The organism is Phocaeicola paurosaccharolyticus JCM 15092 (genome assembly GCF_000613805.1).
Taxonomy (GTDB): Bacteria; Bacteroidota; Bacteroidia; order Bacteroidales; family Bacteroidaceae; genus Phocaeicola; species Phocaeicola paurosaccharolyticus.
Genome location: NZ_BAJR01000003.1, coordinates 138,946 through 164,023 on the forward strand (window position 1 = coordinate 138,946; position 25,078 = coordinate 164,023).

General features: G+C 37.6%; 25 protein-coding genes and 2 pseudogenes. 20 read left to right on the forward strand and 7 right to left on the reverse strand.

Annotation, left to right across the window (positions count from 1 at the left end; translation table 11 throughout):
* Positions 1–58: 58 nt before the first annotated feature.
* Entirely contained in the window at positions 59–2,257 is a 2,199-nt protein-coding gene (locus JCM15092_RS02930; protein WP_024993348.1) for a GH92 family glycosyl hydrolase, read from the reverse strand.
* A 198-nt stretch (positions 2,258–2,455) separates the two neighbouring features.
* Here JCM15092_RS02930 and proB point away from each other — a divergent pair, with 198 nt between their 5' ends.
* From proB to JCM15092_RS02975, 9 genes are all read left to right on the forward strand, one after another.
* Complete coding sequence (gene proB, locus JCM15092_RS02935) at positions 2,456–3,538, forward strand: glutamate 5-kinase (RefSeq protein ID WP_024993349.1); 1,083 nt, start codon at positions 2,456–2,458, stop codon at positions 3,536–3,538.
* A gap of 8 nt (positions 3,539–3,546) precedes the next feature.
* Positions 3,547–4,794 carry a glutamate-5-semialdehyde dehydrogenase gene (locus tag JCM15092_RS02940; protein ID WP_024993350.1) on the forward strand — a complete coding sequence of 416 codons (1,248 nt, stop codon included), beginning with the start codon at positions 3,547–3,549 and terminating at the stop codon, positions 4,792–4,794.
* A gap of 18 nt (positions 4,795–4,812) precedes the next feature.
* Positions 4,813–5,775, forward strand: a complete 963-nt coding sequence (locus JCM15092_RS02945) for a Rossmann-fold NAD(P)-binding domain-containing protein (protein ID WP_024993351.1) — start codon at positions 4,813–4,815, stop codon at positions 5,773–5,775.
* A gap of 438 nt (positions 5,776–6,213) precedes the next feature.
* Positions 6,214–6,852, forward strand: coding sequence for a PASTA domain-containing protein (locus JCM15092_RS02950; protein ID WP_024993352.1), 639 nt, complete (start codon positions 6,214–6,216; stop codon positions 6,850–6,852).
* Positions 6,853–6,864: 12 nt separating this feature from the next.
* Complete coding sequence (locus JCM15092_RS02955) at positions 6,865–7,935, forward strand: RluA family pseudouridine synthase (protein ID WP_439645895.1); 1,071 nt, start codon at positions 6,865–6,867, stop codon at positions 7,933–7,935.
* Positions 7,932–8,909, forward strand: a complete 978-nt coding sequence (locus tag JCM15092_RS02960; RefSeq protein ID WP_024993354.1) for a D-alanine--D-alanine ligase — start codon at positions 7,932–7,934, stop codon at positions 8,907–8,909. The genes JCM15092_RS02955 and JCM15092_RS02960 overlap by 4 nt, the downstream gene beginning before the upstream one ends.
* Before the next feature lie 15 nt (positions 8,910–8,924).
* Complete coding sequence (locus JCM15092_RS02965) at positions 8,925–10,076, forward strand: acyltransferase (RefSeq protein ID WP_024993355.1); 1,152 nt, start codon at positions 8,925–8,927, stop codon at positions 10,074–10,076.
* The gene (locus JCM15092_RS02970; protein ID WP_024993356.1) at positions 10,076–10,738 is read left to right on the forward strand and encodes a NigD1/NigD2 family lipoprotein; all 663 of its coding nucleotides are present in this window, start codon (positions 10,076–10,078) and stop codon (positions 10,736–10,738) included. Before JCM15092_RS02965 ends, JCM15092_RS02970 begins: the two co-directional genes overlap by 1 nt.
* Before the next feature lie 20 nt (positions 10,739–10,758).
* Positions 10,759–11,160, forward strand: a complete 402-nt coding sequence (locus JCM15092_RS02975) for a rhodanese-like domain-containing protein (protein ID WP_408636502.1) — start codon at positions 10,759–10,761, stop codon at positions 11,158–11,160.
* Between the two features lie 77 nt (positions 11,161–11,237).
* On the opposite strand, the gene rpmH is transcribed toward JCM15092_RS02975, so the two are convergent.
* On the reverse strand, positions 11,238–11,393 hold the full coding sequence (rpmH, locus tag JCM15092_RS02980) for a 50S ribosomal protein L34 (protein WP_005840676.1): 156 nt from the start codon (positions 11,391–11,393) through the stop codon (positions 11,238–11,240).
* A 205-nt stretch (positions 11,394–11,598) separates the two neighbouring features.
* Here rpmH and efp point away from each other — a divergent pair, with 205 nt between their 5' ends.
* The 5 genes from efp to JCM15092_RS03005 all read left to right on the forward strand — a co-directional run bounded on the left by efp (position 11,599) and on the right by JCM15092_RS03005 (position 15,119).
* Entirely contained in the window at positions 11,599–12,165 is a 567-nt protein-coding gene (gene efp, locus JCM15092_RS02985; RefSeq protein ID WP_024993358.1) for an elongation factor P, read from the forward strand.
* Positions 12,166–12,243: 78 nt separating this feature from the next.
* Positions 12,244–13,233, forward strand: coding sequence for a glycosyltransferase family 2 protein (locus JCM15092_RS02990; RefSeq protein WP_024993359.1), 990 nt, complete (start codon positions 12,244–12,246; stop codon positions 13,231–13,233).
* A 52-nt stretch (positions 13,234–13,285) separates the two neighbouring features.
* On the forward strand, positions 13,286–13,975 hold the full coding sequence (radC, locus tag JCM15092_RS02995; RefSeq protein ID WP_024993360.1) for a RadC family protein: 690 nt from the start codon (positions 13,286–13,288) through the stop codon (positions 13,973–13,975).
* Between the two features lie 36 nt (positions 13,976–14,011).
* A complete protein-coding gene (locus JCM15092_RS03000; protein WP_024993361.1) occupies positions 14,012–14,332 on the forward strand; it encodes an iron-sulfur cluster assembly protein in 321 nt (106 codons plus the stop codon).
* 22 nt (positions 14,333–14,354) lie between these two features.
* The gene (locus tag JCM15092_RS03005; RefSeq protein WP_024993362.1) at positions 14,355–15,119 is read left to right on the forward strand and encodes a UDP-2,3-diacylglucosamine diphosphatase; all 765 of its coding nucleotides are present in this window, start codon (positions 14,355–14,357) and stop codon (positions 15,117–15,119) included.
* A gap of 12 nt (positions 15,120–15,131) precedes the next feature.
* Here JCM15092_RS03005 and JCM15092_RS03010 read toward each other — a convergent pair whose 3' ends face one another.
* The 3 genes and pseudogenes from JCM15092_RS03010 to pta all read right to left on the reverse strand — a co-directional run bounded on the left by JCM15092_RS03010 (position 15,132) and on the right by pta (position 17,840).
* Positions 15,132–15,473, reverse strand: a complete 342-nt coding sequence (locus JCM15092_RS03010) for a DUF3836 domain-containing protein (protein ID WP_024993363.1) — start codon at positions 15,471–15,473, stop codon at positions 15,132–15,134.
* Between the two features lie 134 nt (positions 15,474–15,607).
* Positions 15,608–16,812, reverse strand: a pseudogene (locus tag JCM15092_RS14740) (acetate kinase).
* A gap of 15 nt (positions 16,813–16,827) precedes the next feature.
* Positions 16,828–17,840, reverse strand: a pseudogene (gene pta, locus JCM15092_RS14745) (phosphate acetyltransferase).
* A 191-nt stretch (positions 17,841–18,031) separates the two neighbouring features.
* Between pta and JCM15092_RS03025 the strand changes: the two are divergent.
* Genes JCM15092_RS03025 through JCM15092_RS03040 form a run of 4 tightly spaced genes read left to right on the forward strand, consistent with a single transcriptional unit; the run spans position 18,032 to position 21,140 of the window.
* Positions 18,032–18,385 (forward strand): CidA/LrgA family protein, encoded by a 354-nt coding sequence (locus JCM15092_RS03025; protein ID WP_024993364.1) that lies wholly within the window; start codon positions 18,032–18,034, stop codon positions 18,383–18,385.
* Positions 18,366–19,061, forward strand: a complete 696-nt coding sequence (locus tag JCM15092_RS03030) for an LrgB family protein (protein WP_024993365.1) — start codon at positions 18,366–18,368, stop codon at positions 19,059–19,061. The genes JCM15092_RS03025 and JCM15092_RS03030 overlap by 20 nt, the downstream gene beginning before the upstream one ends.
* A gap of 58 nt (positions 19,062–19,119) precedes the next feature.
* Positions 19,120–20,010 carry a DUF2156 domain-containing protein gene (locus JCM15092_RS03035; RefSeq protein ID WP_024993366.1) on the forward strand — a complete coding sequence of 297 codons (891 nt, stop codon included), beginning with the start codon at positions 19,120–19,122 and terminating at the stop codon, positions 20,008–20,010.
* A gap of 17 nt (positions 20,011–20,027) precedes the next feature.
* Complete coding sequence (locus JCM15092_RS03040) at positions 20,028–21,140, forward strand: GNAT family N-acetyltransferase (protein ID WP_084488427.1); 1,113 nt, start codon at positions 20,028–20,030, stop codon at positions 21,138–21,140.
* On the opposite strand, the gene cdaA is transcribed toward JCM15092_RS03040, so the two are convergent.
* Both cdaA and folP read right to left on the reverse strand, forming a co-directional pair.
* Positions 21,141–21,905, reverse strand: a complete 765-nt coding sequence (gene cdaA, locus JCM15092_RS03045) for a diadenylate cyclase CdaA (protein WP_024993368.1) — start codon at positions 21,903–21,905, stop codon at positions 21,141–21,143.
* Positions 21,906–21,907: 2 nt separating this feature from the next.
* Entirely contained in the window at positions 21,908–22,774 is an 867-nt protein-coding gene (gene folP, locus JCM15092_RS03050) for a dihydropteroate synthase (protein WP_034541475.1), read from the reverse strand.
* 108 nt (positions 22,775–22,882) lie between these two features.
* Here folP and JCM15092_RS03055 point away from each other — a divergent pair, with 108 nt between their 5' ends.
* Positions 22,883–24,181: a UDP-N-acetylmuramoyl-tripeptide--D-alanyl-D-alanine ligase gene (locus JCM15092_RS03055; RefSeq protein WP_024993370.1), complete on the forward strand. Its 1,299-nt coding sequence runs from the start codon at positions 22,883–22,885 to the stop codon at positions 24,179–24,181.
* Between the two features lie 161 nt (positions 24,182–24,342).
* Complete coding sequence (locus tag JCM15092_RS14750; RefSeq protein ID WP_369384640.1) at positions 24,343–25,014, forward strand: Cof-type HAD-IIB family hydrolase; 672 nt, start codon at positions 24,343–24,345, stop codon at positions 25,012–25,014.
* Positions 25,015–25,078 lie beyond the last annotated feature (64 nt).

Genomic DNA, 25,078 nt, shown 5'->3' on the forward strand with positions numbered 1-25,078 from the left:
TAATAAACAATACATAGTACTTGTTTAGTTCCTTTCTGTTTCATTGATCTATGCCAAGTTACTTCTTGTTTGTCATCTGAAATGTCAGATTTCCTCCTCCGATGATATCTTCATGAGTGATATAATTCTTATCATATTTCTCCCCGTTTAGTGTAATTGACTTAACATATTTGTTCTCCTTAGAGATACCTTTTGCTATTATAGTAAATTTCTTGCCATTTTGTAGATTGATGACAATCTTCGGCATTTGTGGAGCACCAAAGATGTAGTTTCCACTCACTGGATCAACAGGATAGAATCCCATAGCCGACAACATATACCAAGCTGACATCTGTCCGCAATCATCATTACCTGAGAGACCGTCAGGTTTTGGTTTATAGAACTTATCGAATATCTCTCTTATAAGTTCCTGAGTTCTCTCCGGTTTACCTGCCATTGTATAGAGATAAGCTACGTGATGGCTTGGCTCGTTGCCATGTGCATATTGTCCTATAAGTCCGGTTACATCTGCCTGTTCAGTCTTAAGTTCTAAAGTGAATAGTGAGTCAAGTTTTGTTATAAACCTATCATTACCTCCGAAGAGTTTTATAAGTCCCGGAATATCATGTTGTACGTGCCAGGTATATTGCCAAGCATTTCCTTCTGTATAGTCACCACCAACGCTCTCAGAGTGACCAACCATACTTGGATTGAATGGTGATTTCCAACTTCCATCAGAATTTCTTGGGCGCATGAAACCTGTCTGAGTATCGAACAAATTCTTATAGAAGTCAGCACGCTTACCGAAATATTCAGCATCCTTTTTCTTACCCATTCTCTTTGCCATGTCTGCTGCTGCATAGTCATCATATACAGATTCCAAAGTCGAAGAGACTGATTCTGCAGGAGTTTTGTCTGAAGGCAGATATCCATATTTCATATAGTCTTCCCAGTTCGATTTTAGCTTATGAGATTCTGTCTGAGTACGCTTGATTATATTGAATGCCCTCTCGGCATCGAAGCCTCTGAAACCTTTGCGGTAAGCCTCTGCTACAACGGATACACCATGGTTGGCAACCATGCAGTAGTTCTCTTTTCCCCAAAGAGCCCATATAGGAAGGAATCCTTGCACCTCACCCTGCTCAACCATAGATGATACAAACTCGTCAACCTTTTCAGGAACTACTATTGTGTAGAAAGGATGTGCAGCGCGGTATGTATCCCATAGTGAGAAAGTTGAGTAGAACTTTCCTGTCTCAGCTTTTACTATTGAATCAGCAGCATTTCTGTACATTCCGTCAACATCCGAAATCTGATTTGGTTGTATCAGAGCATGATAGAAACTGGTATAGAAATTGATTTTCTCATCATTGGTACCTGTCACATCTATCCTTCCTAGATAGCTGTTCCATGTATCTTTTGCATCTCTTTTTACCTTGTCGAAGTTCCAGTCTATAATCTCTTTCATAAGATTCTTTCGGGCACCCTCAACGCTGGTTGTCGAAAGAGCTACCTTCATTAAGAGTTGCTCATCTTTGTTGAGCTTGAATGTCGCAACAATTCTCTTTCCAACTTCCCCTTCAAGCTTTTTCAAGTTAAGAGTATCAATTACAGGATGATCAAATTTCATGACAAAGAAATAGTCCTGATCTACCCATACGCTATTTCTTACATGGCCACTTAGAGTATATTCATCTTCCCATTTTGTCTCACACAAACTGACATGCGAATGATACTGCTTCTCATTCCACGAAGGACCGTGCTGGAGATCTATCAACAATGATGCTGAGTCGGGTGAGTGGAATGTATATCGGTGCATAGCTGCGTGAGTTGTAGCTGTCAGTTCAGCTTTAGTATCCGGTTTATTAAGTTCAACGCTATAGTATCCCGGAGTGGCTCGTTCGCTCTTCTTATCGAATCCGCTTCTGAAATCTTCAAGTGATTTAAGTCTCTTTCCGTTTACAGGCATAACAAGTATATCTCCAAGGTCCATACATCCTGTCCCGTTGAGATGAGTCTGAGTGAATCCCCATATCAGAGAATCGCCATAAACATATTCAGAGCAATATCGCCATCCCACTGCACCTGTGACAGGGCTGGCCTGTACCATACCGAATGGTGTGGTAGCACCGGGAAAAGTATGTCCGTTATCTGCATTACCGATAAAAGGGTTTACATACTGAGTGTAGTCTATGGATCTGTTTCCTTGGTTGGATTTGCATCCTGTAATCTGTAGAGTAAGCATCAAAGATAATATGCTTAGATATAATTTTTTCATATAAAGGTGTTTAGATATTATCGACAAATATACACTAATTATGATAATGTGTTAATGTATATTATGGTTATATATTTACATTTTAAAAACTTTTGTGAAAAAATTGAGATTAAGGAAACCTATTTTCGCAGAATAAGTTATAAAAACAAAGTTATAGGGATTAAAATTTTTATATTTGTCTTTCTAACAGGAAAAAATATGGAAAATCAGTACAAAAAGATTGCTGTTAAAATAGGTAGCAATGTGCTTACACGAAAGGATGGAACTTTGGATATAACGCGTATGTCTGCGTTGGTAGATCAGGTAGCCGAGCTTCATAAACAGGGTGTCGAGATTATACTTATCTCATCGGGAGCAGTTGCATCAGGAAGAAGTGAAATCAAACCATCGAAAAAGTTGGATAGCGTAAACCAGCGTCAGCTATTCTCAGCTGTAGGACAGGCTAAACTAATAAACAGATATTACGAGCTTTTCCGTGAGCATAAAATAGCAGTAGGTCAAGTACTGACTACAAAAGAGAATTTTTCTACACGCCGCCACTATCTCAACCAGAGAAACTGTATGATGGTCATGCTCGAGAATGGAGTTATTCCAATTGTCAACGAGAATGACACGATCTCGGTTACCGAACTTATGTTTACTGATAATGATGAACTTTCGGGTATGATAGCCTCTATGATGGATATGGAGGCACTTATTATACTTAGTAATATTGATGGTATATACAATGGTAAGCCGGGAAGTCCCGGAGTAGAGATTATTCGTGAGGTGGCAAAAGGTAAGGATCTCTCAGATTTCATTCAGACCGAAAAGTCTGGATTTGGACGAGGAGGTATGCTTACTAAGACAACAATAGCCAGGAAAGTAGCCGATGAGGGTATCTCTGTTATCATTGCTAATGGAAAGAGAGATAATATCCTTGTAGACCTACTTAAATCACCGCAAAAGACATTGTGTACACGATTTATTGCTGACAATCAGAATGTGTCAAGCGTGAAGAAATGGATTGCACATAGCGATGGATTTGCAAAGGGTGAGATTCATCTTAGTGAAGATGCTGTTAAGGCACTGACCGGTAAGAAAGCTAAAAGCCTGCTTGCCGTAGGTATTGTGAATGTGGTAGGAGATTTTGAGAAAGACGATATAGTGAGAATTTTTGACATTAAGGAAAGACAGATAGGTGTTGGCAGAGTGGCTTTCAGCTCTTTAGAAATAGAGAAGATGAAAGGATTGCATGGATGTAAGCCTGTTGTTCATTACGACTATTTATATCTTGATTAAGTTAAGCTATGTACAATATAGAAAATCAATTAAGTAATGTAAGAAGAGCTGCCAAACAGTTGCAGTTTCATACAAAGGAGCAGATTAATGACCTGCTTAATGACCTTGCGGATGTTGCTCAGGATAATGCGGAAATTATTCTTCAGGAGAACAGGAAAGACCTTGATTTGATGGATCCTGCAAATCCTAAATACGATCGCCTTAAACTTACAGTAGAGAGGATAGGAGATATTGCTCAAGGCATACGTACTGTAGCTCGATTAAACTCACCAGTAGGACAAGTTCTCGACAAATGTGTCCGTCCAAATGGATTGGAGATAAAGAGAGTTTCTGTCCCCTTCGGAGTTATCGGAATAATATATGAGGCACGTCCTAATGTGACACTCGATGTATTCTCTTTATGTCTTAAATCAGGTAATGCCTGTGTGCTTAAAGGTGGTAGTGATGCCGATTTTTCCAACCGTGCTATAGTAGAAGTTATAAAGTCAGTTCTCAAGAAACATGGTTTCAATGAAGATACCGTGTTGCTTCTCCCGGCAGGACACGAGTCCACTACAGAGCTCCTTAATGCTCGTGGATATGTCGATCTGTTAATACCAAGAGGAGGAAGAGGATTGATAGATTATGTCCGCGAAAATGCTAAAATACCTGTCATTGAGACCGGAGCAGGCGTATGTCACACCTATTTCCATAATGATGGAGATGCCGTGATAGGAATGATGCTTATTAAGAATGCTAAGACAAGAAGAGTGAGCGTCTGCAATGCTTTAGACTGTGTTCTGGTTGACAGAAAACGTATTGCCGATCTGCCGTCACTTTGCAGTGGTCTTCAGCACGACAATGTAATCATCTTTGCAGATGACGAGGCATACGATGTGATGAAGAATTTCTATCCTAAGGAACTTCTGTTGCATGCCGACGAGAGTACTTTCGGCATAGAATTTCTGGACTATAAGATGGCTATAAAGGTTGTCGATGGAATAGAAGAGGCTACAGAGCATATCTCAAAATATGGATCCGGACATAGTGAATGTATCATTACCGAGAACAGGGAGGCAGCTTCATATTTCCAGCGTGCTGTTGATGCAGCATGTGTATATGTTAATGTTCCTACATCGTTTACCGATGGAGCTGAGTTCGGACTTGGTGCAGAGATTGGAATAAGCACTCAGAAGCTACATGCACGTGGACCAATGGGACTCAAAGAGTTGAATACATACAAGTGGATAATTGAGGGACATGGTCAGATAAGATAATAAATAAACGTTGTAATTATGAGATACTATACTAATGTAAAAGATTTGGGCGATTTGAACCTAGCTCTGGCAGAAGCATCCGAAATAAAGAAAGATCGCTATAAATTTGAAGCTTTAGGCAAACACAATACATGTCTGCTTATATTCTTCAATAACAGCCTGCGTACACGATTGAGTACACAGAAGGCAGCAAGAAATCTGGGAATGGATGTTATTGTGCTGGATGTTAATCAAGGAGCTTGGAAACTGGAGACAGAACGTGGTGTTATTATGGATGGAGACAAGAGTGAACATTTGCTCGAAGCTATTCCTGTCATGGCATCATATTGCGATATTATCGGTGTAAGATCATTTGCAGGACTCACAAACCGTGATGACGACTATACAGAGAAGGTGCTTACTGAGTTTATCAAGTATTCAGGAAAACCAGTCTTCTCTATGGAGGCAGCTACCGGTCACCCTCTTCAGGCATTTGCCGATTTGATAACTATCGAGGAGTATAAGCGCAAAGATCGTCCTAAAGTAGTTCTTACTTGGGCGCCACATCCTCGCGCTCTTCCTCAGGCAGTGCCAAACTCATTTTCCGATTTCATGAATGAGGCAGATGTAGATTTCGTTATCACACATCCTCATGGATATGAGCTAGATGAAAAGTTTGTTCGCGGTGCTAATGTGGAGTACGATCAGATGAAGGCATTCCAGGGAGCCGACTTCATATATGCCAAGAACTGGTCTTGTCCCGGTGTCACAACTCCTGAGGATTATGGTAAGATATTGTCAAAAGATATGAGTTGGACAGTAGATACTGCCCATATGGCTGCTACAAACGATGCCTTTTTCATGCATTGTCTTCCTGTAAGAAGAAATATGATTGTGAGCGATGATGTTATCGAAGCTCCTACATCACTTGTTATTCCGGAAGCTGCCAATCGTGAGATCTCTGCAACTGTTGTGTTAAAGAGAATGCTTGAGGCACTATAATATAAAGTAAAAAAAAGATTGAGGCAGGAAGTTTTTCGCTTTCTGCCTTTTTTGTATGAAAAAGGAGAAAACTTTTTGTTTTCATAAACTTGTATGAACTGTTTAAATATAATCTAATAGGCTATTATAATAAAAATATTTTATTGATTCATCTTCTCAAAACAATCTTTTAAGAGTATGGATTATTTGTATATCAGGACAAATTCTTCACTCTACAGCTGAAGTTTATATACTCTTCAGCTGAGAAGTATATAAACTTCAGTGATATCTATATGCTTTACAGCTGTTGAAAATTAATTATATTGTTTACTGATAAAAATCGTCTTTGGCAATGCATTAATTACTTCAGCAATATGCTCCTAAATTATTGGATAAAAAAAGCATATTGTAGGAATAGAAATGATTTTATAGTATCTTTGAAGCCAGAAATTTAATTTTATGATAACGTTTAAGGACTTTTTTTCATTCAAGAACAACCGCTTTTTCTGGATTAATATCATTGCAATGATATTGGTGGTTATAGTTGTTATTTTCGGTGCTTTGAAATGGCTTGATTCATATACAAGACATGGAGATGCTATCGAGGTTCCAAATGTAAAGAATATCAACGTAGATGAAGCTGAAGTAATGCTCAATAACAGAGAACTGTCCCTTGTTGTAATAGATTCTACCTACAAAAAAGACCTTCCTACAGGAACTGTATTGGAACAGAACCCTGTGCCCGGCTCTAAAATAAAGAAAGGAAGAGCTATTTATGTTACCATAAACTCGGACAGAGTGCCATTGGTTGCTATCCCTGATATTGTAGATAACAGCTCTTTGCGCCAAGCCGAAGCAAAACTTAAAGCTATGGGCTTTAAACTTACTGAACCTCAGTATATAAGTGGAGAGAAAGACTGGGTATATGGACTTTCATATAGAGGACGACAACTCAATACAGGTGATAGAGTTCCTAGAGAGGCTATACTTACACTTACTGCCGGAAATGGTAGTGAAGCTGTGGAGGAAGATTCTACACAGATAGATGAGATGGGTGTTGATGAGGGCGAGGCAGAAGTAGATAAGTCTTGGTTCTAATTTTTGCTTATGATGAAAGATGAGTTTGATGAAATAGACGACACTCTGGATGATATTGAACCTTTAAATGATGGTTCGCCGGAACTGTATGAGCACTTCAGAGTGGTCGTAGATAAAGGACAGACACCTGTCCGCGTAGATAAATACCTCTTTGAACGCTTAGTTCATTCCTCACGCAACAGAATACAAAATGCAGCCGATGCCGGATTTGTGATGGTAAACGGTAAGCCGGTCAAGAGCAGCTATAAGGTACGTCCTCAGGATGTGATAACAGTTATGCTTGACCGTCCTCGTTATGAAAACGATATTATCCCCGAAGATATTCCCCTTGATGTAGTTTATGAAGATAGTGAACTGATGGTTGTCAACAAGCCTGCAGGCCTGGTGGTGCATCCTGGATGTGGTAATTATAATGGTACTTTGGTAAATGCTATTGCCTGGCATCTGAAAGATAATCCTAAGTATGATCCTAATGATCCTCAGGTGGGACTTGTTCATCGAATTGATAAGGATACATCTGGACTTCTTGTTATAGCGAAGACTCCAAATGCGAAGACCAGTCTTGGACTACAGTTCTTCAATAAAACAACCAAACGTAGATATAGGGCTCTGGTATGGGGCATAGTAGATCAGGATGAGGGTACTATAGTAGGAAGCATTGCGCGCAATCCAAAAGATAGAATGCAGATGGCGGTGATGAGTGATCCTACCTTAGGTAAACATGCTGTGACACACTATAGAGTGCTGGAAAGGTTGGGATATGTAACTCTTGTGGAGTGCATTCTTGAAACCGGAAGGACTCATCAGATTAGAGTGCATATGAAACATATAGGTCATACGCTCTTTAATGATGAACGCTATGGTGGAAGTGATATTTTAAAAGGTACACATTTTAGTAAATATAAACAATTTGTAAATAACTGTTTCGAGACTTGTCCTCGTCAGGCGCTACATGCTATGACATTGGGATTCGTACACCCCAAAACTGGGGAGGAGATGTATTTTACATCCGAATTACCTCAAGACATGACAGAGTTGATAGACAAATGGAGAAACTATATTAGTAACAGAGATCAGTTATGAAACGTACTATTGCAATAGTAGCTGGAGGAGATTCAAGTGAACTCCCAGTTTCTCTGCGCAGCGCGCAGGGATTATTCTCTTTCATGGACAAAGAGAAATATAATTTGTATATTGTCGAGATGGAAGGGCATCGTTGGGAGGTAAATCTGGAAAATGGCCAGAAGAGCCCAATCGACAGAAATGACTTCAGCTTTGTGGAGAACGGAACAAGGAAGTCTTTTGACTTTGCATATATAACAATACATGGTACTCCTGGAGAGAACGGACTTTTACAGGGATACTTTGATATGATGAATATACCATATTCTACATGTAATGTTTTGGTTTCTGCCATAACTTTTAATAAATTTAGCTGCAATCAATATCTTAAGAGCTTTGGAATAAAGGTATCCGAATCGATCCTACTTCGCAAAGGTCAGAAGATAAATGATGAAGATGTAGTGAACAAAATAGGGCTTCCATGTTTTATTAAACCAAATGCAGGTGGCTCAAGCTTCGGCGTTACTAAGGTTAAGAGCGCAGAGCAGATTCAAAAAGCTATTGAAAATGCTATGAATGAGAGCGACGAAGTGATGATTGAAGCATTTATGAAAGGAACTGAAATTACTTGCGGATGCTATAAGACAAAGAATAAATCTGTAGTATTCCCAATAACTGAGGTGGTAACAAGTAATGAGTTCTTTGATTATGATGCCAAATATAATGGTCAGGTACAGGAAATCACTCCTGCACGTCTTAAGGAAGATACAGCGGAAAGAGTTCGTACTCTTACTTCGGCTATATACGACATCCTGGGATGTAATGGAATTATACGTATCGACTATATCATCACCGAGGGCGAAAAGATTAATCTACTTGAGATCAATACTACCCCTGGAATGACAACTACCAGCTTTATACCTCAGCAGGTGAGAGCTGCAGGTCTTGATATCAAGGATGTATTGACAGATATCATTGAAAATAAGTTTAACTGATAAAACCTTTCTATCATGAAAATGCCAGCCGAATTTGACGAGATTCGTCCTTACTCTCCGGAGGAGCTTCCTCAGGTTTTTGAGGAACTTATAGCAGATCCTAATTTCCGTGCTGTCACAGAATCAATAATACCTGATGTCCCTTTTGAAATGCTTGCTCAAAAAATTAGGCAATGCAAGACAAACCTTGATTTTCAGAAAACATTCTTCTATGGCTTACTTTGGAAGAATGTAAAGGAGCATGCTGATGGCATGGATATAGATTGCAGTTCTATAACAGATAGGAGTGTAAGCTATACTTTTATATCAAATCATCGTGATATTATACTAGACTCAGCTTTCTTGTCTGTTCTTCTGATTGACAACAATTTCGACACTGTTGAGATAGCCATTGGTGATAATCTTCTTATCTACCCATGGATAAAAAAACTGGTACGCATTAATAAATCGTTCATCGTAAAACGTGGATTGAGTATACGACAGAAACTGGAGGCTTCTACTCTGATGTCACGATATATGCATTTTGCCATAAATCATAAGCATGAAAATATATGGATAGCTCAGAGACAGGGAAGAGCTAAAGATTCGGATGACCGTACCCAGGAGAGTGTTCTCAAGATGATGACAATGGGTGGAGAGGGTACCATATCCGAAAGATTGATGGACCTTAACATTATGCCTTTGTCAATATCATACGAGTATGATCCATGCGACTATCTTAAAGCTAAAGAGATGCAGCAGAAACGTGATAATCCTGATTTTGTGAAGAGTCCTGAAGATGATCTTTTGAATATGAAGACAGGACTTTTCGGCTATAAAGGGAAGATACATTTCCATACTGCTCCTTGCGTGAATAGCTTTATCAGGGATATAGATCCTTCTGTAAGCAAAAATGAGATATTTACAATATTAGCAGAGAAGATAGATAAAGATATTCACTCTTGTTACAGAATATTTGCCGGAAACTATATTGCATATGACTTGTTGAAGGGTGGAAACAGATTTGAGGATAAATATAGCTCTCAGGAGAAAGAGAATTTCTTGAGTTATATTGATGCTCAGATTGCTAAAGTTGACTTGTCTGAAAAAGACTACGATTTTCTTAAAGAGAAGATGTTGATAATGTATGCCAATCCACTTATCAACCATTTAGTCGCAATAGAGTGATGAGATCATATCTTTGGTACATAGCAACTACTGTTTTATCATTGACATTGCTCTCTTCGTGCAGTAAGGATGAAGAATATGTATATCCTGACCTATATAATGAATTTGTAGATTTTACTACGAATGGTGAAGGAACGGTATATATGATGACTACTGATGCTGGAGAGAATTGGAATCTGCCTACAATAAAGGGTCTAACCGGGTTGAAGCCGGATTCAATATATAGAGTGGTTGCTAAGTTTGTGCCAGGTTCATCCGAGAATGATAATATGGCAACACTCTACTCTTCACAGGGAACATTATCTCCTGTACCAGTTTCGGCATCAAGGTTCACTGTTGTAAAGACTGATCCTGTAAAGATACAGAGTATATGGCGAGGTGGAGAGTATGTGAATATTGTTTTGAACGTACTTGTAAAAGATAAATCTCACAAGTTTAACTTCATTCAGAATTCATTGTCGGATACAGGAGAGGGTGGTAAGAAGAGGTTGAGCATAACTCTATATCATGACAATAATGATGATGTCTTGGCATTTTATCGTACTGTATATCTCTCTGTTCCTTTGTGGGCATACAAAGAGAGACTTAACAAAGGAGATGAGGTGGAGATTAATATCAATACATACGATAAAGGAGTAGTAAAGACTATATTGAATTATTAACTCAAATACCGAAGATTATTATGCGTTTAAGTTTTTTCATTCTATTTGTTTTCGTGCTCGTAATAGGATTGTGGGCATGTACCGGTCAGAAAAAAAGAGATGATTTTGTAAATCTTGATTCTTCAAAATTTGCAACCTTACTCAAAGAAAACGCTGATATTCAGTTGCTAGATGTCCGTACTGAAGCTGAATATGCTGAGGTACATATAAAAGGTAGTAAGAATATCAATCTATTTGACCCTGATTTTGCTGCCAGGGTTGTAAAGGAACTCGATCCTAAATATCCTGTGGCTGTATATTGCAAAAGCGGTAGAAGAAGTCTTAATGCTGCTGGCATACTTGTTGAGAAAGGATTCAAAGTATATAACCTTGATAAGGGAATAAGCGGATGGATTAATAATGGAATGCCTATAGAATATTAAGCTTACCATAGATATAAAAAGAAAAGGAGTAAAGTGATCAGCTTTACTCCTTTTTTTATTCTTAGAAAAATAAATTCTTATTTTCCGTTGTATTCGTCAGAAACAGTCAATTTCTTACGACCTTTAGCACGACGGCTAGCTAGTACTCTACGGCCATTAGCTGTAGCCATTCTCTCACGGAAACCGTGTTTGTTTTTTCTCTTTCTGTTAGAGGGTTGAAATGTTCTTTTCATTGTATATACTAATTTTATGTTATATCTTTTGGATCATATTCGGGCTGCAAAATTAGTCACTTTTTTGAAATAAACAAAGAGTTGAATCAATTTTTACTTATTTACTTTTGCGTTTTTTATTGATTTACATTACTTTTGCACTCGGAAAAGCATAACAGTGCATTATTAGGTCTATAATAATAATCAAATATAAAAGGTAAATTTTATGATTAATGCTCAAGACATTAAAATCGGAACAGCTATCCGTATGGATGGTAAATTGTATTTCTGCATTGACTTCCTTCATGTAAAACCAGGAAAAGGAAATACTTTCATGCGTACTAAACTGAAAGATGTTGTTAACGGATACGTTTTGGAACGTCGTTTCAATATTGGTGAGAAGTTGGAAGATGTACGTGTAGAACGTCGTCCACACCAATACCTATATATGGAAGGTGACGAATATATCTTCATGAATCAGGAGACTTTCGATCAAATTCCTATCGCAAAGAATCTTATCAACGGTGTTGATTTCATGCTTGAAGGTATGGTAGTTGAGGTTGTTTCTGATGCTTCTACTGAGACTGTACTTTATGCTGATATGCCTGTTAAAGTTCAGATGAAAGTTACTTATACTGAGCCAGGTCTTAAAGGTGATACAGCAACAAACACATTGAAACCAGCTACAGTAGAATCGGGTGCTACAGTTCGTGTACCTCTATTCGTTAACGAAGGTGAGATTATCGAAATCGATACTCGCGACAGTTCTTATGTTGGACGCGTAAAAGCTTAAGATACTTTTTACAATATTGGGCGGAACTTCTTGCAAGCTCCGCCTTTTTTATTTTCCTTTGTTATAAATCAACAAGAGATGAAATACTCATTCATAATACCAGTTTACAATCGTCCTGATGAGGTGGACGAACTGCTTGATAGTTTAAGCCGACAGACAAATAAGGAGTTTGAGATTATTATAGTAGAAGATGGGTCTCAGAAACCTTGTAAAGATGTTGTTGAGAGATACAATAAAAAGGTAGATGTTCACTACTATTTTAAGGAGAACAGTGGACCTGGGGATACCAGAAACTATGGTGTCTCTAAAGCTAATGGTGAGTATGTAATTATACTTGACTCAGATTGTATCCTGCCTGAGACATATCTTGAGATGGTAGATAAGAGCTTGAATGAACATCCTTGTGATGCTTTTGGAGGTCCTGACAGAGCACACGACTCATTCACTGATGTGCAGAAGGCGATTAATTATGCTATGACCTCTTTCTTTACGACAGGAGGTATACGTGGAGGCAAGAAGCAGATGGAGAAATTTCATCCACGTAGTTTTAATATGGGGGTTAGAAGAGAGGTCTATCAGAAGCTGGAAGGATTCTCAAAGATGAGATTCGGAGAGGATATAGATTTCAGTATTCGTATATTCAAGGATGGATACAGATGTCTGCTTTTCCAGGATGCATGGGTGTGGCATAAAAGGAGAACAGATTTCAGGAAATTCTTCAAACAGGTATACAATTCAGGTATTGCCAGAATAAACCTCTATAAGAAGTATCCTGAGTCGTTGAAGATAGTTCATCTTCTTCCTGCCGTTTTTACTATCGGTACATTAGGCATTATATTGCTCAGCCTCTTCTGTTGGTACACCATCCTTTTACTTTTGCTCTATTCAGTGATAATATTTGTTGACTCTTCAATAAATAATAGGAATGTATATGTAGGACTAATTTCTGTTTTTGCTGCTTTCATACAATTGATAGGATATGGTACAGGCTTTATATCTGCTTTTTGGCAAAGATGTATCCTGAAAAAGGATGAATTTTCAGCTTTTAACAAGAATTTTTACAAATAATAAATCTTTTTTACCCTCTTATTTGTTTATTATTTAAATATGTCTTTAAATAATGAACAAAAAGTTGTCTATAAACAGTTGGGCTATTGAGGATAGACCTCGCGAAAAGATGATTATGCATGGTGCCTCTTGCCTCTCAAATGCAGAACTTCTAGCTATACTCATAGGCTCCGGAAACAGAGATGAGAGTGCCGTGGATCTTATGAAGAGGGTTCTGGCTAATTATCGAAATGATCTTGTTTTACTTGATAAAGCATCCTTTGAAGAGTTATGCTCATTTAAAGGGATAGGCTCTGTAAAAGCTATAACCATACTTGCAGCTCTTGAATTTGGGAAGAGAAGGGCTAACACTTCCCCACAGGATGGTGTGGTAATAAGATGTTCAGACGATATTTATCATCTGTTCTACCCTCAGATGTGCAACCTTGGCGTAGAAGAGTGCTGGATACTTTTGCTTAATCAAGGTGCAAAGGTGCTTGAGAAGATAAAAATCAGCTCGGGCGGACTTACTGCCACGCTCGTTGATGTACGCTGCATAATGCGTGATGCTCTTCTTAAAAGGGCTACATCACTTGTAGTGTGCCATAACCATCCATCAGGGAATGTACATCCCAGTCAGGATGATGATAACATTACTATGAAGATACGTGATGCAGCAACACTAATGAACATTCGCTTGCTTGACCATGTTATTTTAACTGATGGCAACTTTTATAGCTATGCTGATGAGGGAAGAATATAGAAATTAATTATTTTTGTACTATAAATATATTATATTATGAATACTGAGGAACGCTTAAGAATTGAAGAGAGAATTGTAGAGATGTTGAAGACTGTATACGATCCTGAGATACCGGTTGACATATATAACTTGGGGTTGATATATAATATTGATCTGCACGATGATGGTGAAGTAGTTATAGATATGACTCTTACTGCTCCAAATTGTCCAGCAGCAGATTTTATTATGGAGGATGTTCGTCAGAAAATTGACTCTATTGATGGAGTTACATCATCTGTGATCAACATTGTTTTTGAACCTGAATGGGACAAAGATATGATGAGTGATGAGGCCAAATTGGATCTTGGCTTCCTATAATTGAATTATACAAGAATAAAATATGAAGAATATATATTTCCTCTCGGATGCACACTTAGGGTCAAGAGCAATAGAACATAGCCGTACTCAGGAGAGACGGTTGGTGAATTTTCTTGACAGCATAAAGCACAAAGCTTCTGCGGTATATCTGTTAGGAGATATGTTCGATTTTTGGTACGAGTTTAAGTTTGTTGTACCGAAAGGTTATACCCGATTCCTTGGTAAGATATCAGAACTCACTGATATGGGAGTGGAGGTACACTTCTTTATAGGTAATCATGACATATGGTGCCTGGACTATTTTGAGAAGGAGTGTGGTATGATTGTTCATAAGAAACCTGTAACATGTGAATTATTTGGAAAGGAGTTTTTCCTTGCTCATGGCGACGGCCTGGGTGATGTAGATCCTAAATTCAAAATGTTGCGCAGAATGTTCCATAGCAAAACATTAAGAACTATCTTCTCATGCTTACATCCACGTTGGAGCATGGATCTCGGTCTTGAGTGGGCTAAACATAGCAGGTTGAAAAGAGAAGCGGGAAAAGAACCTGATTATCAAGGAGAGGCATATGAGCCTCTGGTGATCTTTTCAAAAAAATATCTCAAAACACATCCCAATATAAACTATTTTATCTATGGTCATCGCCATATAATGCTTAATTTGATGCTTAGCAGAACATCATCAATGCTTATTTTAGGCGACTGGATAAACGAGTTCTCTTATGCTGTCTTCGATGGCGAGAATATCTACCTAGAGCAGTTCATAGAGGGAGAGAGTCTACTTTAATAATCCATAAGTTTATTTGTACTTCTTATCTTTATCGTCCCATTTCAGTACTGTGATTTTTACAGGAGATTGTGAATAGTCATACTGTGTAAGTTCGTGGTCAACCCAAATATTATAACGTGAGTCCCATTCCAAACTCTTCATCTCTATAACATTTCCTTCGTCATTATATTTGAACTCAATCATACGGTATGGAGTTAGAGTGTTTTCTACAGATTCACATATCATACGTTTTACAATCTGTCCCTTTTCATTTTTAGTATCATTAGATACATAACTGTTGGTTGCTGCATCAGCAGATAGGTTTATAGCTATCGCTGCAATAAGTGCTACTAATACTCTTTTGATAATCATAATCTATATTTTTATTAATTCATTTATGTATTAGACGTAGCATTTACCTGAAAAGTTTCAACATTTGTAATAAAAAAAGAGAATCCTGCTCAGCTGATAGCCGAACAGGATTCATAAAATATAGTTATTAGGTATTACTTATTTCGTAGTATATTCATTGTATCACTTGCAATCATCAACTCTTCATCAGTAGGGATGACAACAACTTTGACCTTTGATTCCGGAGTAGATATGATAGCCTCTTTGCTACGTATCTTAGAATTCTTCTCAAGATCTATCTGAACTCCCATATATTCAAGTCCTTCGCAAACTCCTGAACGGCAAGTGCTTTGGTTCTCTCCAACACCACCAGTGAACAATATTACATCTACGCCGCCCATAGCTGCTGCATAAGAACCGACATATTTCTTGATTCTGTAGTTGTACATCTTGTCAGCAAGTATAGCCATTTTGTCTTCACCTACAGCTACTGCACTCTCAAGTTCACGCATATCGCTTGACTTACCGAAGATACCAAGTACACCACTCTTCTTGTTTAGTAGGTCTGATACTTCACTTGGAGTAAGTCCCTCTTTTTCCATAAGGAATGTAACAGCTCCGGCATCGATATCACCGCTTCTTGTACCCATCATAAGACCTTCCAATGGAGTCAGTCCCATACTTGTATCGATACATTTACCATCTTTTACAGCTGAGATAGAAGCACCGTTACCAATGTGGCAAGTGATGATTTTAGAGCCTTCAACAGGTATGTTCAAGAATTCACAAACTCTCTGAGATACATATCTGTGAGATGTTCCGTGGAAACCGTAGCGACGGATACCATATTTCTTATATAGTTCATAAGGTATAGCATAAAGATATGCATAATCAGGCATAGTCTGATGGAATGCAGTATCGAATACACCGACTTGAGGAACGTTAGGAAGAATTGCTGTTATTGCATTTACTCCCTTAAGGTTTGCAGGATTATGAAGAGGAGCAAGATCGTTGCATGCTGCAAACTCCTTAAGAACTTCTTCGTTAAGAAGAACAGACTTGCTGAATTTCTCACCACCATGAACCATACGGTGGCCTACAGCTTGATTTCGTCAAGAGATTTAATAGCTCCATATTCAGAGTTTGTAAGAGTCTCAAGAATAAATTCTACACCTACAGTATGTTCTGGTATATCCTTTTCAAGAATTTTCTTCTCTCCGTTAGGTAAAGTGAATTTCAAGAAAGAACCATCAATACCAATTCTCTCTATACCTCCGGAAGTAAGAACAGCTTTTGATTCCATATCAAATAACTTGTATTTGATTGATGAACTTCCGCAGTTGAGTACTAATATTTTCATTATATATATTAATTATTAATTGTTTTCTTTAGCTGCAATTGCCTGATTTGATGTGATAGCAATCATTTTATAAACATCGTCAACGCTACATCCGCGTGATAAATCATTAACAGGACGAGCGATACCCTGGAGGATAGGGCCAATTGCTGTTGCATTTCCAAGACGTTCTACAAGTTTGTAAGATATATTGCCTACTTCCAAACATGGAACGATAAGTACGTTTGCGTGACCTGCAATTTCAGAATTTGGAGCTTTGCTCTCACCGATATGTGGGACAAGCGCTGCATCAGCCTGCAACTCTCCATCTATTTTTAACTCTGGCTCCATCTCTTTAGCTATCTTCAAAGCTTCAGTAACTTTGTCTACCACTTCATGCTTTGCAGAACCTTTAGTGGAGAAACTAAGCATAGCAACACGTGGCTCTATTCCTGCTACAGCTCTGGCTGTTTCAGCTGTACATACAGCAATCTGAGCTAATTGGTTAGCATCAGGTACCGGAGTAACAGCTACGTCACCCATAACAACTGTACCATGTTCTCCATAATCTGGAGCTTTTGTAAGAAGAAGCATTGCACCAGAAACACAAGTAATACCAGGTGTGGTTTTAATAATCTGAAGTGCTGGACGAAGTACATTTCCTGTAGTATTTCTCGCACCGGCAAGTTGACCATCAGCATCGCCAGCCTTTATGATAAGGCAACCAAGATAGAGAGGGTCAATAACAAGTTTACGAGCATCTTCAATTGTCATTCCCTTTTTTTTACGGAGCTCAAATAGAAGTTCAGCATACTCTTCCATCTTTGGATGATTTTCAGGGTCAATGATTGTAGCTTTGTTGATGTTACCAAGGCCCCATTTTTTGCTAGGTCCATAATCTCTTCAGGGTTACCCAATAATATTAGCTCTGCAACTTCATCTGTAAGAATTTGATTTGCTGCTTTTAATGTACGTTCTTCTGTTCCTTCAGGAAGGACAATGCGCTGCTTGTTCGCTTTTGCGCGTTCGATAATTCTAGAAATAATATCCATTATTGTATATTGATTTAATTTCTTTATAAACGATGTAAAATGAAATCGAATGCAAAAATAGGTAATATTTTGCAATATCAACATTGCAAAATAGATATTATTTAGTTTCTTGATATATAAAAAAATTAATTTTATATTCTTATCATTTGAATACGTAACTTTGTGCTGTTTTTACAATAAACTATTATTTTATGGTACGTCAATGTGCAATTCTTTTCGGTTGTTTGGCGCTGGGGGAATTGATTGTTTTTCTTACAGGTATAAAGTTGCCATCAAGCATTATAGGCATGATTCTTCTCACAAGTTTTCTTAAGTTTGGTTTAATCAAATTAGAATGGATAAAAGGTCTATCCGATTTCTTAGTAGCAAATCTTGGATTCTTTTTTGTTCCGTCAGGAGTAGGTCTGATGTTGTTTTTTGATATAATAGCAGCTCAGTTTTGGCCAATAGCGATAGCTACTTTTGTAAGTACGGTACTTGTTCTAGTAGTAACAGGATGGACTCATCAAATAATGCGTAAAGGAAATGGAATATTTAGAAAATAAGTTTTTCCTTCTTGCCATTACGTTTGGCATATATTTTGTTACTAGAGAACTTCAGAGGAGAAGTGGATGGGTCTTGTTAAATCCTATACTTATTACGATTGCGCTTTTGATAATATTCTTGAAGAGCTTCGATATAAGTTATGAAACCTATAATGAAGGAGGATATCTTATAGAGTTCTGGTTAAGACCAGCTGTTGTTGCACTTGGAGTGCCACTATATCTGCAACTTGAATTGATAAAGAAACAGATAGTGCCAATTGTTGTTTCTCAGCTTATAGGTTGTATGGTAGGCATCGTTTCTGTGGTTATAGTTGCCAAGTTGTTTGACGCATCACCTGAGGTGATATGCTCGTTGGCACCAAAATCGGTTACTACTCCTATTGCAATGGAAGTATCAAAAGCAACCGGTGGCATCCCTTCACTGACAGCTGCTGTAGTTGTGGTTGTTGGACTCTTCGGAGCTATATGCGGATTTAAGGTGCTCCAGATAGGTAGGGTAGGTAGCCCTATAGCGCAAGGTCTTTCGATGGGGACAGCAACCCATGCCGTTGGAACGTCTGCTGCTATGGAGATAAGCTCAAAATATGGCGCATATGCAAGTTTAGGTCTGACGCTTAATGGAGTTCTAACTGCCATTTTTACACCAATTGTCTTAAGATTAATGGGAGTAATATAACAAAAAGAGTAGCTATTTTGTTATATATAATAATATTAACACTGAAAGAATAAAATTTATGTTGTCATTTAAAGAATTTTCTGTTGAAGATAAAGATTTAATACAATCATATATATTGGATAAAGACCGTTTTAACTGCGATCTTTCCTTTACAAACCTCTGTAGTTGGAAGTTTTTATATCAGACAAAATATGCTATTGTAGATGGCATGCTGATTATCAGATTTTATATTGGAGAGCAGTTGGCTTATATGATGCCTATTGGCGATGGTAATCTTAAGAGTACTATTCAGTTGATGATGAATGATGCCGAGAACATTGGCTCAAATCTTATTATTATTGGTTTGAATGAGGAATTAAAGGAGGAGATGGAACGATTATTCCCTAATCGTTTTGAATATAGTACAGATAGAGATTTCTCTGACTATATATACTTGCGTTCTGATCTTGCCACTCTTAAAGGAAAGAAATATCAGCCAAAGAGAAATCACATCAATAAGTTCAAGACACTTTATCCTAATTATAAATATGTGGAACTTACCCCTGAACTTGTTCCGGAATGTCTTAAACTCGAGGAGATATGGTGCAGGGCAAACAACTGTGAGGAGCAGGCTGAGCTTGGTGCGGAGAGCACATCTATGAAATTTGCACTGAATAATATGGAGGCGCTAGGCTTGAAGGGTGGTATACTATATGTAAATGATGAAATCGTTGCATTTACTTATGGTGGTATTATAAATAATAACACATGGGATGTATGTGTTGAAAAGGCCGATACAAATATCGTTGGTGCTTATCCTATGATTAATTGTGAATATGCAAACAGTATTGACGAGAAGTTTATATACTTGAACAGAGAAGAGGACCTAGGTCTGGAAGGTCTTAGAAAAGCAAAACTATCATATCATCCAACAATATTACTTAACAAAATCATAGCAAAGCTAAAATAGGCAAGTTAGTTGACCGAATGATGAATCAGAATGAAAAAGAAGAGGTAAAGTCACTCTGGAAAAAATGTTTCAACGACAGTGATGAGTTTATAGAGCTATATTTCAGCAAGCGTTATACTGACGAAATAAATATGGCTATATACGAGGATGGTAAGGTTATATCTGCCCTTCAGATGATACCTTACAAAATATCATTACGCGGAGAAACAATAAATGCATCATATATCTCAGGAGCATCAACAGACCCTGATTACAGAAATCGAGGAGCAATGGCTAAGCTGTTGTCAGATACTCACAAAAAGATGTATGAGGAAGATTTGCTTCTCTCTTTTTTAATTCCTGCCGAAGAGTGGCTAATAGCTTATTATTCTAAATTTGGTTACAATTCTATATTCTTTTCAAAATATATTGAGCAGCAAAATAAAAACTTAGTTGTAGATACTTCTTTAAATATAGAGATCTCTGATACTATTAATGAGAATGTTTATAACTATTTATCAGAGAAGATGCTCTCTATTACTTGTGCAGTGCAGCATAGCTTTGAGGACTTTTCTGTCGTCATGGAAGATATTAAGTTGGCAGGAGGTAATATTGCTGTAGCATCAAGGAACGAGACTATATGTGGTGTTACTTTTGCTGTTCCTGTTGATGATAAAGTGGCTATAAAGGCCATAATAGCCGACTCTATAGAGGTGAGAGATTCTCTGTTTGCTAAATCAATGGAACTATTTAATGCGAAAACGGTTATCTATAGAACATTCAAAGGTGAAAACTTGTCGCCTTATGGTATGGCAAGAGTGATAAACCTTGATAGTCTACTTTCTGTATGGGCAAAGATAAATCCTGATAGGTTTATGACATTTTATGTCTCCGATGATAAAGACATACCACAAAACAATGGATTATTTGTCGTAGACAACGGTCATAGTTATCACTATGTAGATATAGTTGAGGCTTATGAAAGCGGTGAGGAAAGTGTGGTGAATGAACTTACCAAATTGTATGGTAAACTTGATGATGGTTCATCAACTGATTTAAGTCCTATTAAAGTGGAGGAATACAGTATAAATAAGGTCGTCAAACTGCTGTTTAACGACCTATATCCATATATGAGTTTGATGATGGACTAATCATTCTTCAGTATTAAGTAGTCTCTCCAACTCCTCAGCACTAAGATTTATATGTAATTGTCCTTGATAAGCCACCGATATTTTACCTGTCTCCTCCGAAACAATTATTGCCATAGCATCTGTCCCTTGAGCGATGCCCATGGCTGAGCGATGACGTAGTCCAAGCTCTTTTGGTATGGTAAGATCGTGCGATACTGGTAGGATACATCCTGCAGCCTGAATTCTCTGATGGCTAATTACCATTGCCCCGTCATGTAAAGGGCTGTTTTTGAAGAATATATTCTCTATTAGCAACTGGCTAATATCCGCATTTATAGTCTCTCCTGTAGCAGTTATATCGTTCAAAGGCATTAACTTTTCTATAACAATCAAAGCTCCCACTTTGCTTTTACTCATGCTCATGCATGCAAGAACAATAGGCATTATATCTTTTCTTTCTTCGTTTTCTTTCTGCTCTCGCATAAAGAATCTTGATAATCTTCTCATCCCTTTATGAGAACCAAGAGTTACAAGGAATCTTTTAATGTCATCCTGGAATAGGATGATAAGAGCAAGTGCACCTACGCTGACCAATTTGTCGAATATTGAGCCAAGAAGTCTCATCTCCAAAATCTGGGACACCAATATCCATATTCCTATAAAGATAAGTATACCTATAAAAATATTAATGGAGCCCGATGCTTTCATGAGCCTGTATGACTGGTATAGAAGATAAGCAACCAGTAAAATGTCTATTATATCTTTTATGCTAAGGCCTATAAACATTATTAAATTGTTTTATTTCTACATTCTTGCATTTTCTCAAATATTCTCACATTCTCAACTGCTTGTCGTACATCGTGCACACGGAGTATGTTTGCTCCCTTCATTAGTGCTATAGTGTCTATAACTGTTGTCCCATTAAGAGCTTCTTGTGGTGTAGTGCCAAGAAGATTGTAGATCATTGACTTTCTAGAAACTCCAACAAGTATAGGAAGGTCAAAAATCTGGAATTCTTCCATATGGTTAAGCAGTTCATAGTTATGTTCTATAGTTTTGGCAAATCCGAAACCTGGATCTATAATAATGTCCTTAACTCCTAAATCGCGAAGTTTCTGCACCTTTTCAGAGAAGTAGTATAGCACCTCTTTCAGTAAATTGTCATATTTTGGAGTATCCTGCATATTCTGCGGTGTCCCTTTCATATGCATAATTATATATGGCACACCAAGAGAGGCAATCGTAGGAAACATCTCTTTATCCATCTCTCCTGCAGCAATATCATTAATGATATCCGCATTATATTCCTCCACGCACATTCTTGCTACATCAGCCCTGAATGTATCTATAGATACCACTATATCTGAAAATTCATTTCTTATGATTTCTAGAGCAATCCTCAATCTGTTCATCTCCTCTTTTGGTGAGACATCATCTGCATTTGGACGCGATGAGTAGGCACCTAAGTCTACTATTGAGGCTCCTTCATCAATTATCTGTTTCACTCTCTCAATAATCTCTTTGGATGTCTGTTTCCTGCTCTGTGCAAAGAATGAATCGGGAGTTACGTTAAGTATTCCCATCACTTTTGGAGAGGAAAAATCCATGAGCTTACCATTCACATTGATATATTGTGGATTAAATTCTTTTATCATATGGGCTTATTGTATATACAAAAGTAAATAGAAATATCCACCTATTTGTTATTTAATAATTTTTTTTTTCAGTTATCTTTGTTGTAATTTTAAAAGAATGATATAAAGATGGATATATCTACTTTATACAAATGTTTTACGGAATGTGGCTCTGTAACGACCGATAGCCGTAATTGTCCTGAAGGTTCAATGTTTATTGCCTTAAAGGGAGAATCATTCAATGGTAATGATTTTGCTATAGCATCCTTGGATAAAGGATGTCAGTATGCAGTTGTTGATGATAAAAGATTTCAAGAAGAATCTAATCCTCGCATACTTTATGTAGATGACTGCTTAAAGGCACTTCAGCAACTGGCCAACTATCATCGCAAGAAGTTGGGAACAAAAGTGATAGGTATCACAGGTACTAATGGAAAGACCACAACAAAAGAGTTAATAGCAAGTGTGTTGAGTCAGCGCTATGATGTTTTGTACACAGAGGGTAATTTAAATAATCATATAGGTGTTCCTCTTACTCTTCTTCGTCTCACTCCAGATCATGAGGTTGCAGTGATTGAGATGGGTGCTAATCATCCTGGAGAGATAAAGATGCTTGCCAATATTGCAGAACCGGACTATGGTCTGATTACAAATGTTGGGAAGGCACATTTGGAAGGTTTCGGCTCTTTTGAAGGAGTAGTGAAAACTAAAGGTGAACTTTATGATTTCTTGCGCTATTCAGGCAAACATATTATATTCATTGATAGAGATAATGAGAACCTTGATAAGATATCACAGGGACTTGTAAGGATAGGTTATGGAACAAAAAATGAAGCAGGGCTATATATAAGTGGCAAGTTATTGTCTTGCTCGCCATATCTATCATTCGAATGGGGACATGAGGGACAGACCTACACTGTAGATACTCATCTTATTGGAAGTTATAACCTAATGAATGCTCTTGCCGCTATAACTGTAGGAAGATATTTCAGTGTATCTGCAACTTCTATTAAAGAGGCTTTGGAGAACTATATTCCAAGAAATAATCGCTCTCAACTTACTACAACTGAAAGCAATATGCTTATTGTTGATGCTTACAATGCAAATCCAACAAGCATGATGGCAGCTTTGGAAAACTTCCGACTAATGGATGTGACTAAGAAGATGGTGATACTTGGTGACATGAAGGAACTGGGTGAGGGTAGTCATGAGGAGCATAAAAAGATAGTGGATTACATTGATAATAGCCATTTTGAGAGGGTTATATTAGTTGGAAAAGAATTTCAGGCAGCTACATCTTCTTATGAACATTATAACGATGTAAATGAACTGATTAATAATCTCAAGAATGATAAACCTATAGGTTATTACATATTAATTAAAGGTTCCAACAGCATGAAACTTAGTTCTATAAAGGATTTTCTCTGATTCAATTAAATTAAATATATTAAAAGAGGATTGCTTGGATAACAGACAACCCTCTTTTTTTTAACTATATGATATATATATTCAAACATGATTAAAGCGCTTTTTTTGATATTGATGGTACATTGGTTAGTTTCAATACCCACGAGATACCCAATTCCACAGTGGAAGCATTGAAGAAGGCTTCTGCTAGTGGAATAAAAATTTATATATCTACCGGGCGACCTTTTCTACTGATAAACAATCTAGATTCAATATCGCAACTTATAGATGGATATATTACTACTAATGGAGCTTACTGCTTTATAGGTGATAGAGTGGTTAGTAAAAAACCAATTGATAAAGTTGAAGTGGATAAGTTTATTACATATGCAGATAAATATGATTTTGCATCTATAATGGTGGGGAAAGATAAGATCTCTGTATACAATTCTAAACCTATAGTCGATGATATTTTCCGGAAGATTTTAAATGTTGATTTCTGCTTCGGTGAGGGCAGGCTTGAAGAAGGTGAAGATGTGTTCCAAATAACCCCATTCATAACTCCGGAGATTGAAAGTGAAATTATAGGAAACCTTTCCGGTGTCTTTGCAGCTAGATGGCATCCGGCTTTTACCGACGTAACTGCTAAGGGAATAGACAAAGGTTCTGCCTTAGAGAAGATTGCCTCTTTCGGCAACTACTCTATATCAGAGACTATGGCTTTTGGTGATGGTGGAAATGATCTTACCATTATTAAGAAGGCCGGGATAGGTGTAGCTATGGGAAACGCAGGAGATGAACTTAAAAGATCGGCCGATTATGTTACATCCTCTGTTGATGATGATGCATTTTAAATGCCTTGAAACATTTTGATGTGATATAGTTTTTATCAAAAAAAGAAGATATATAAATATATTT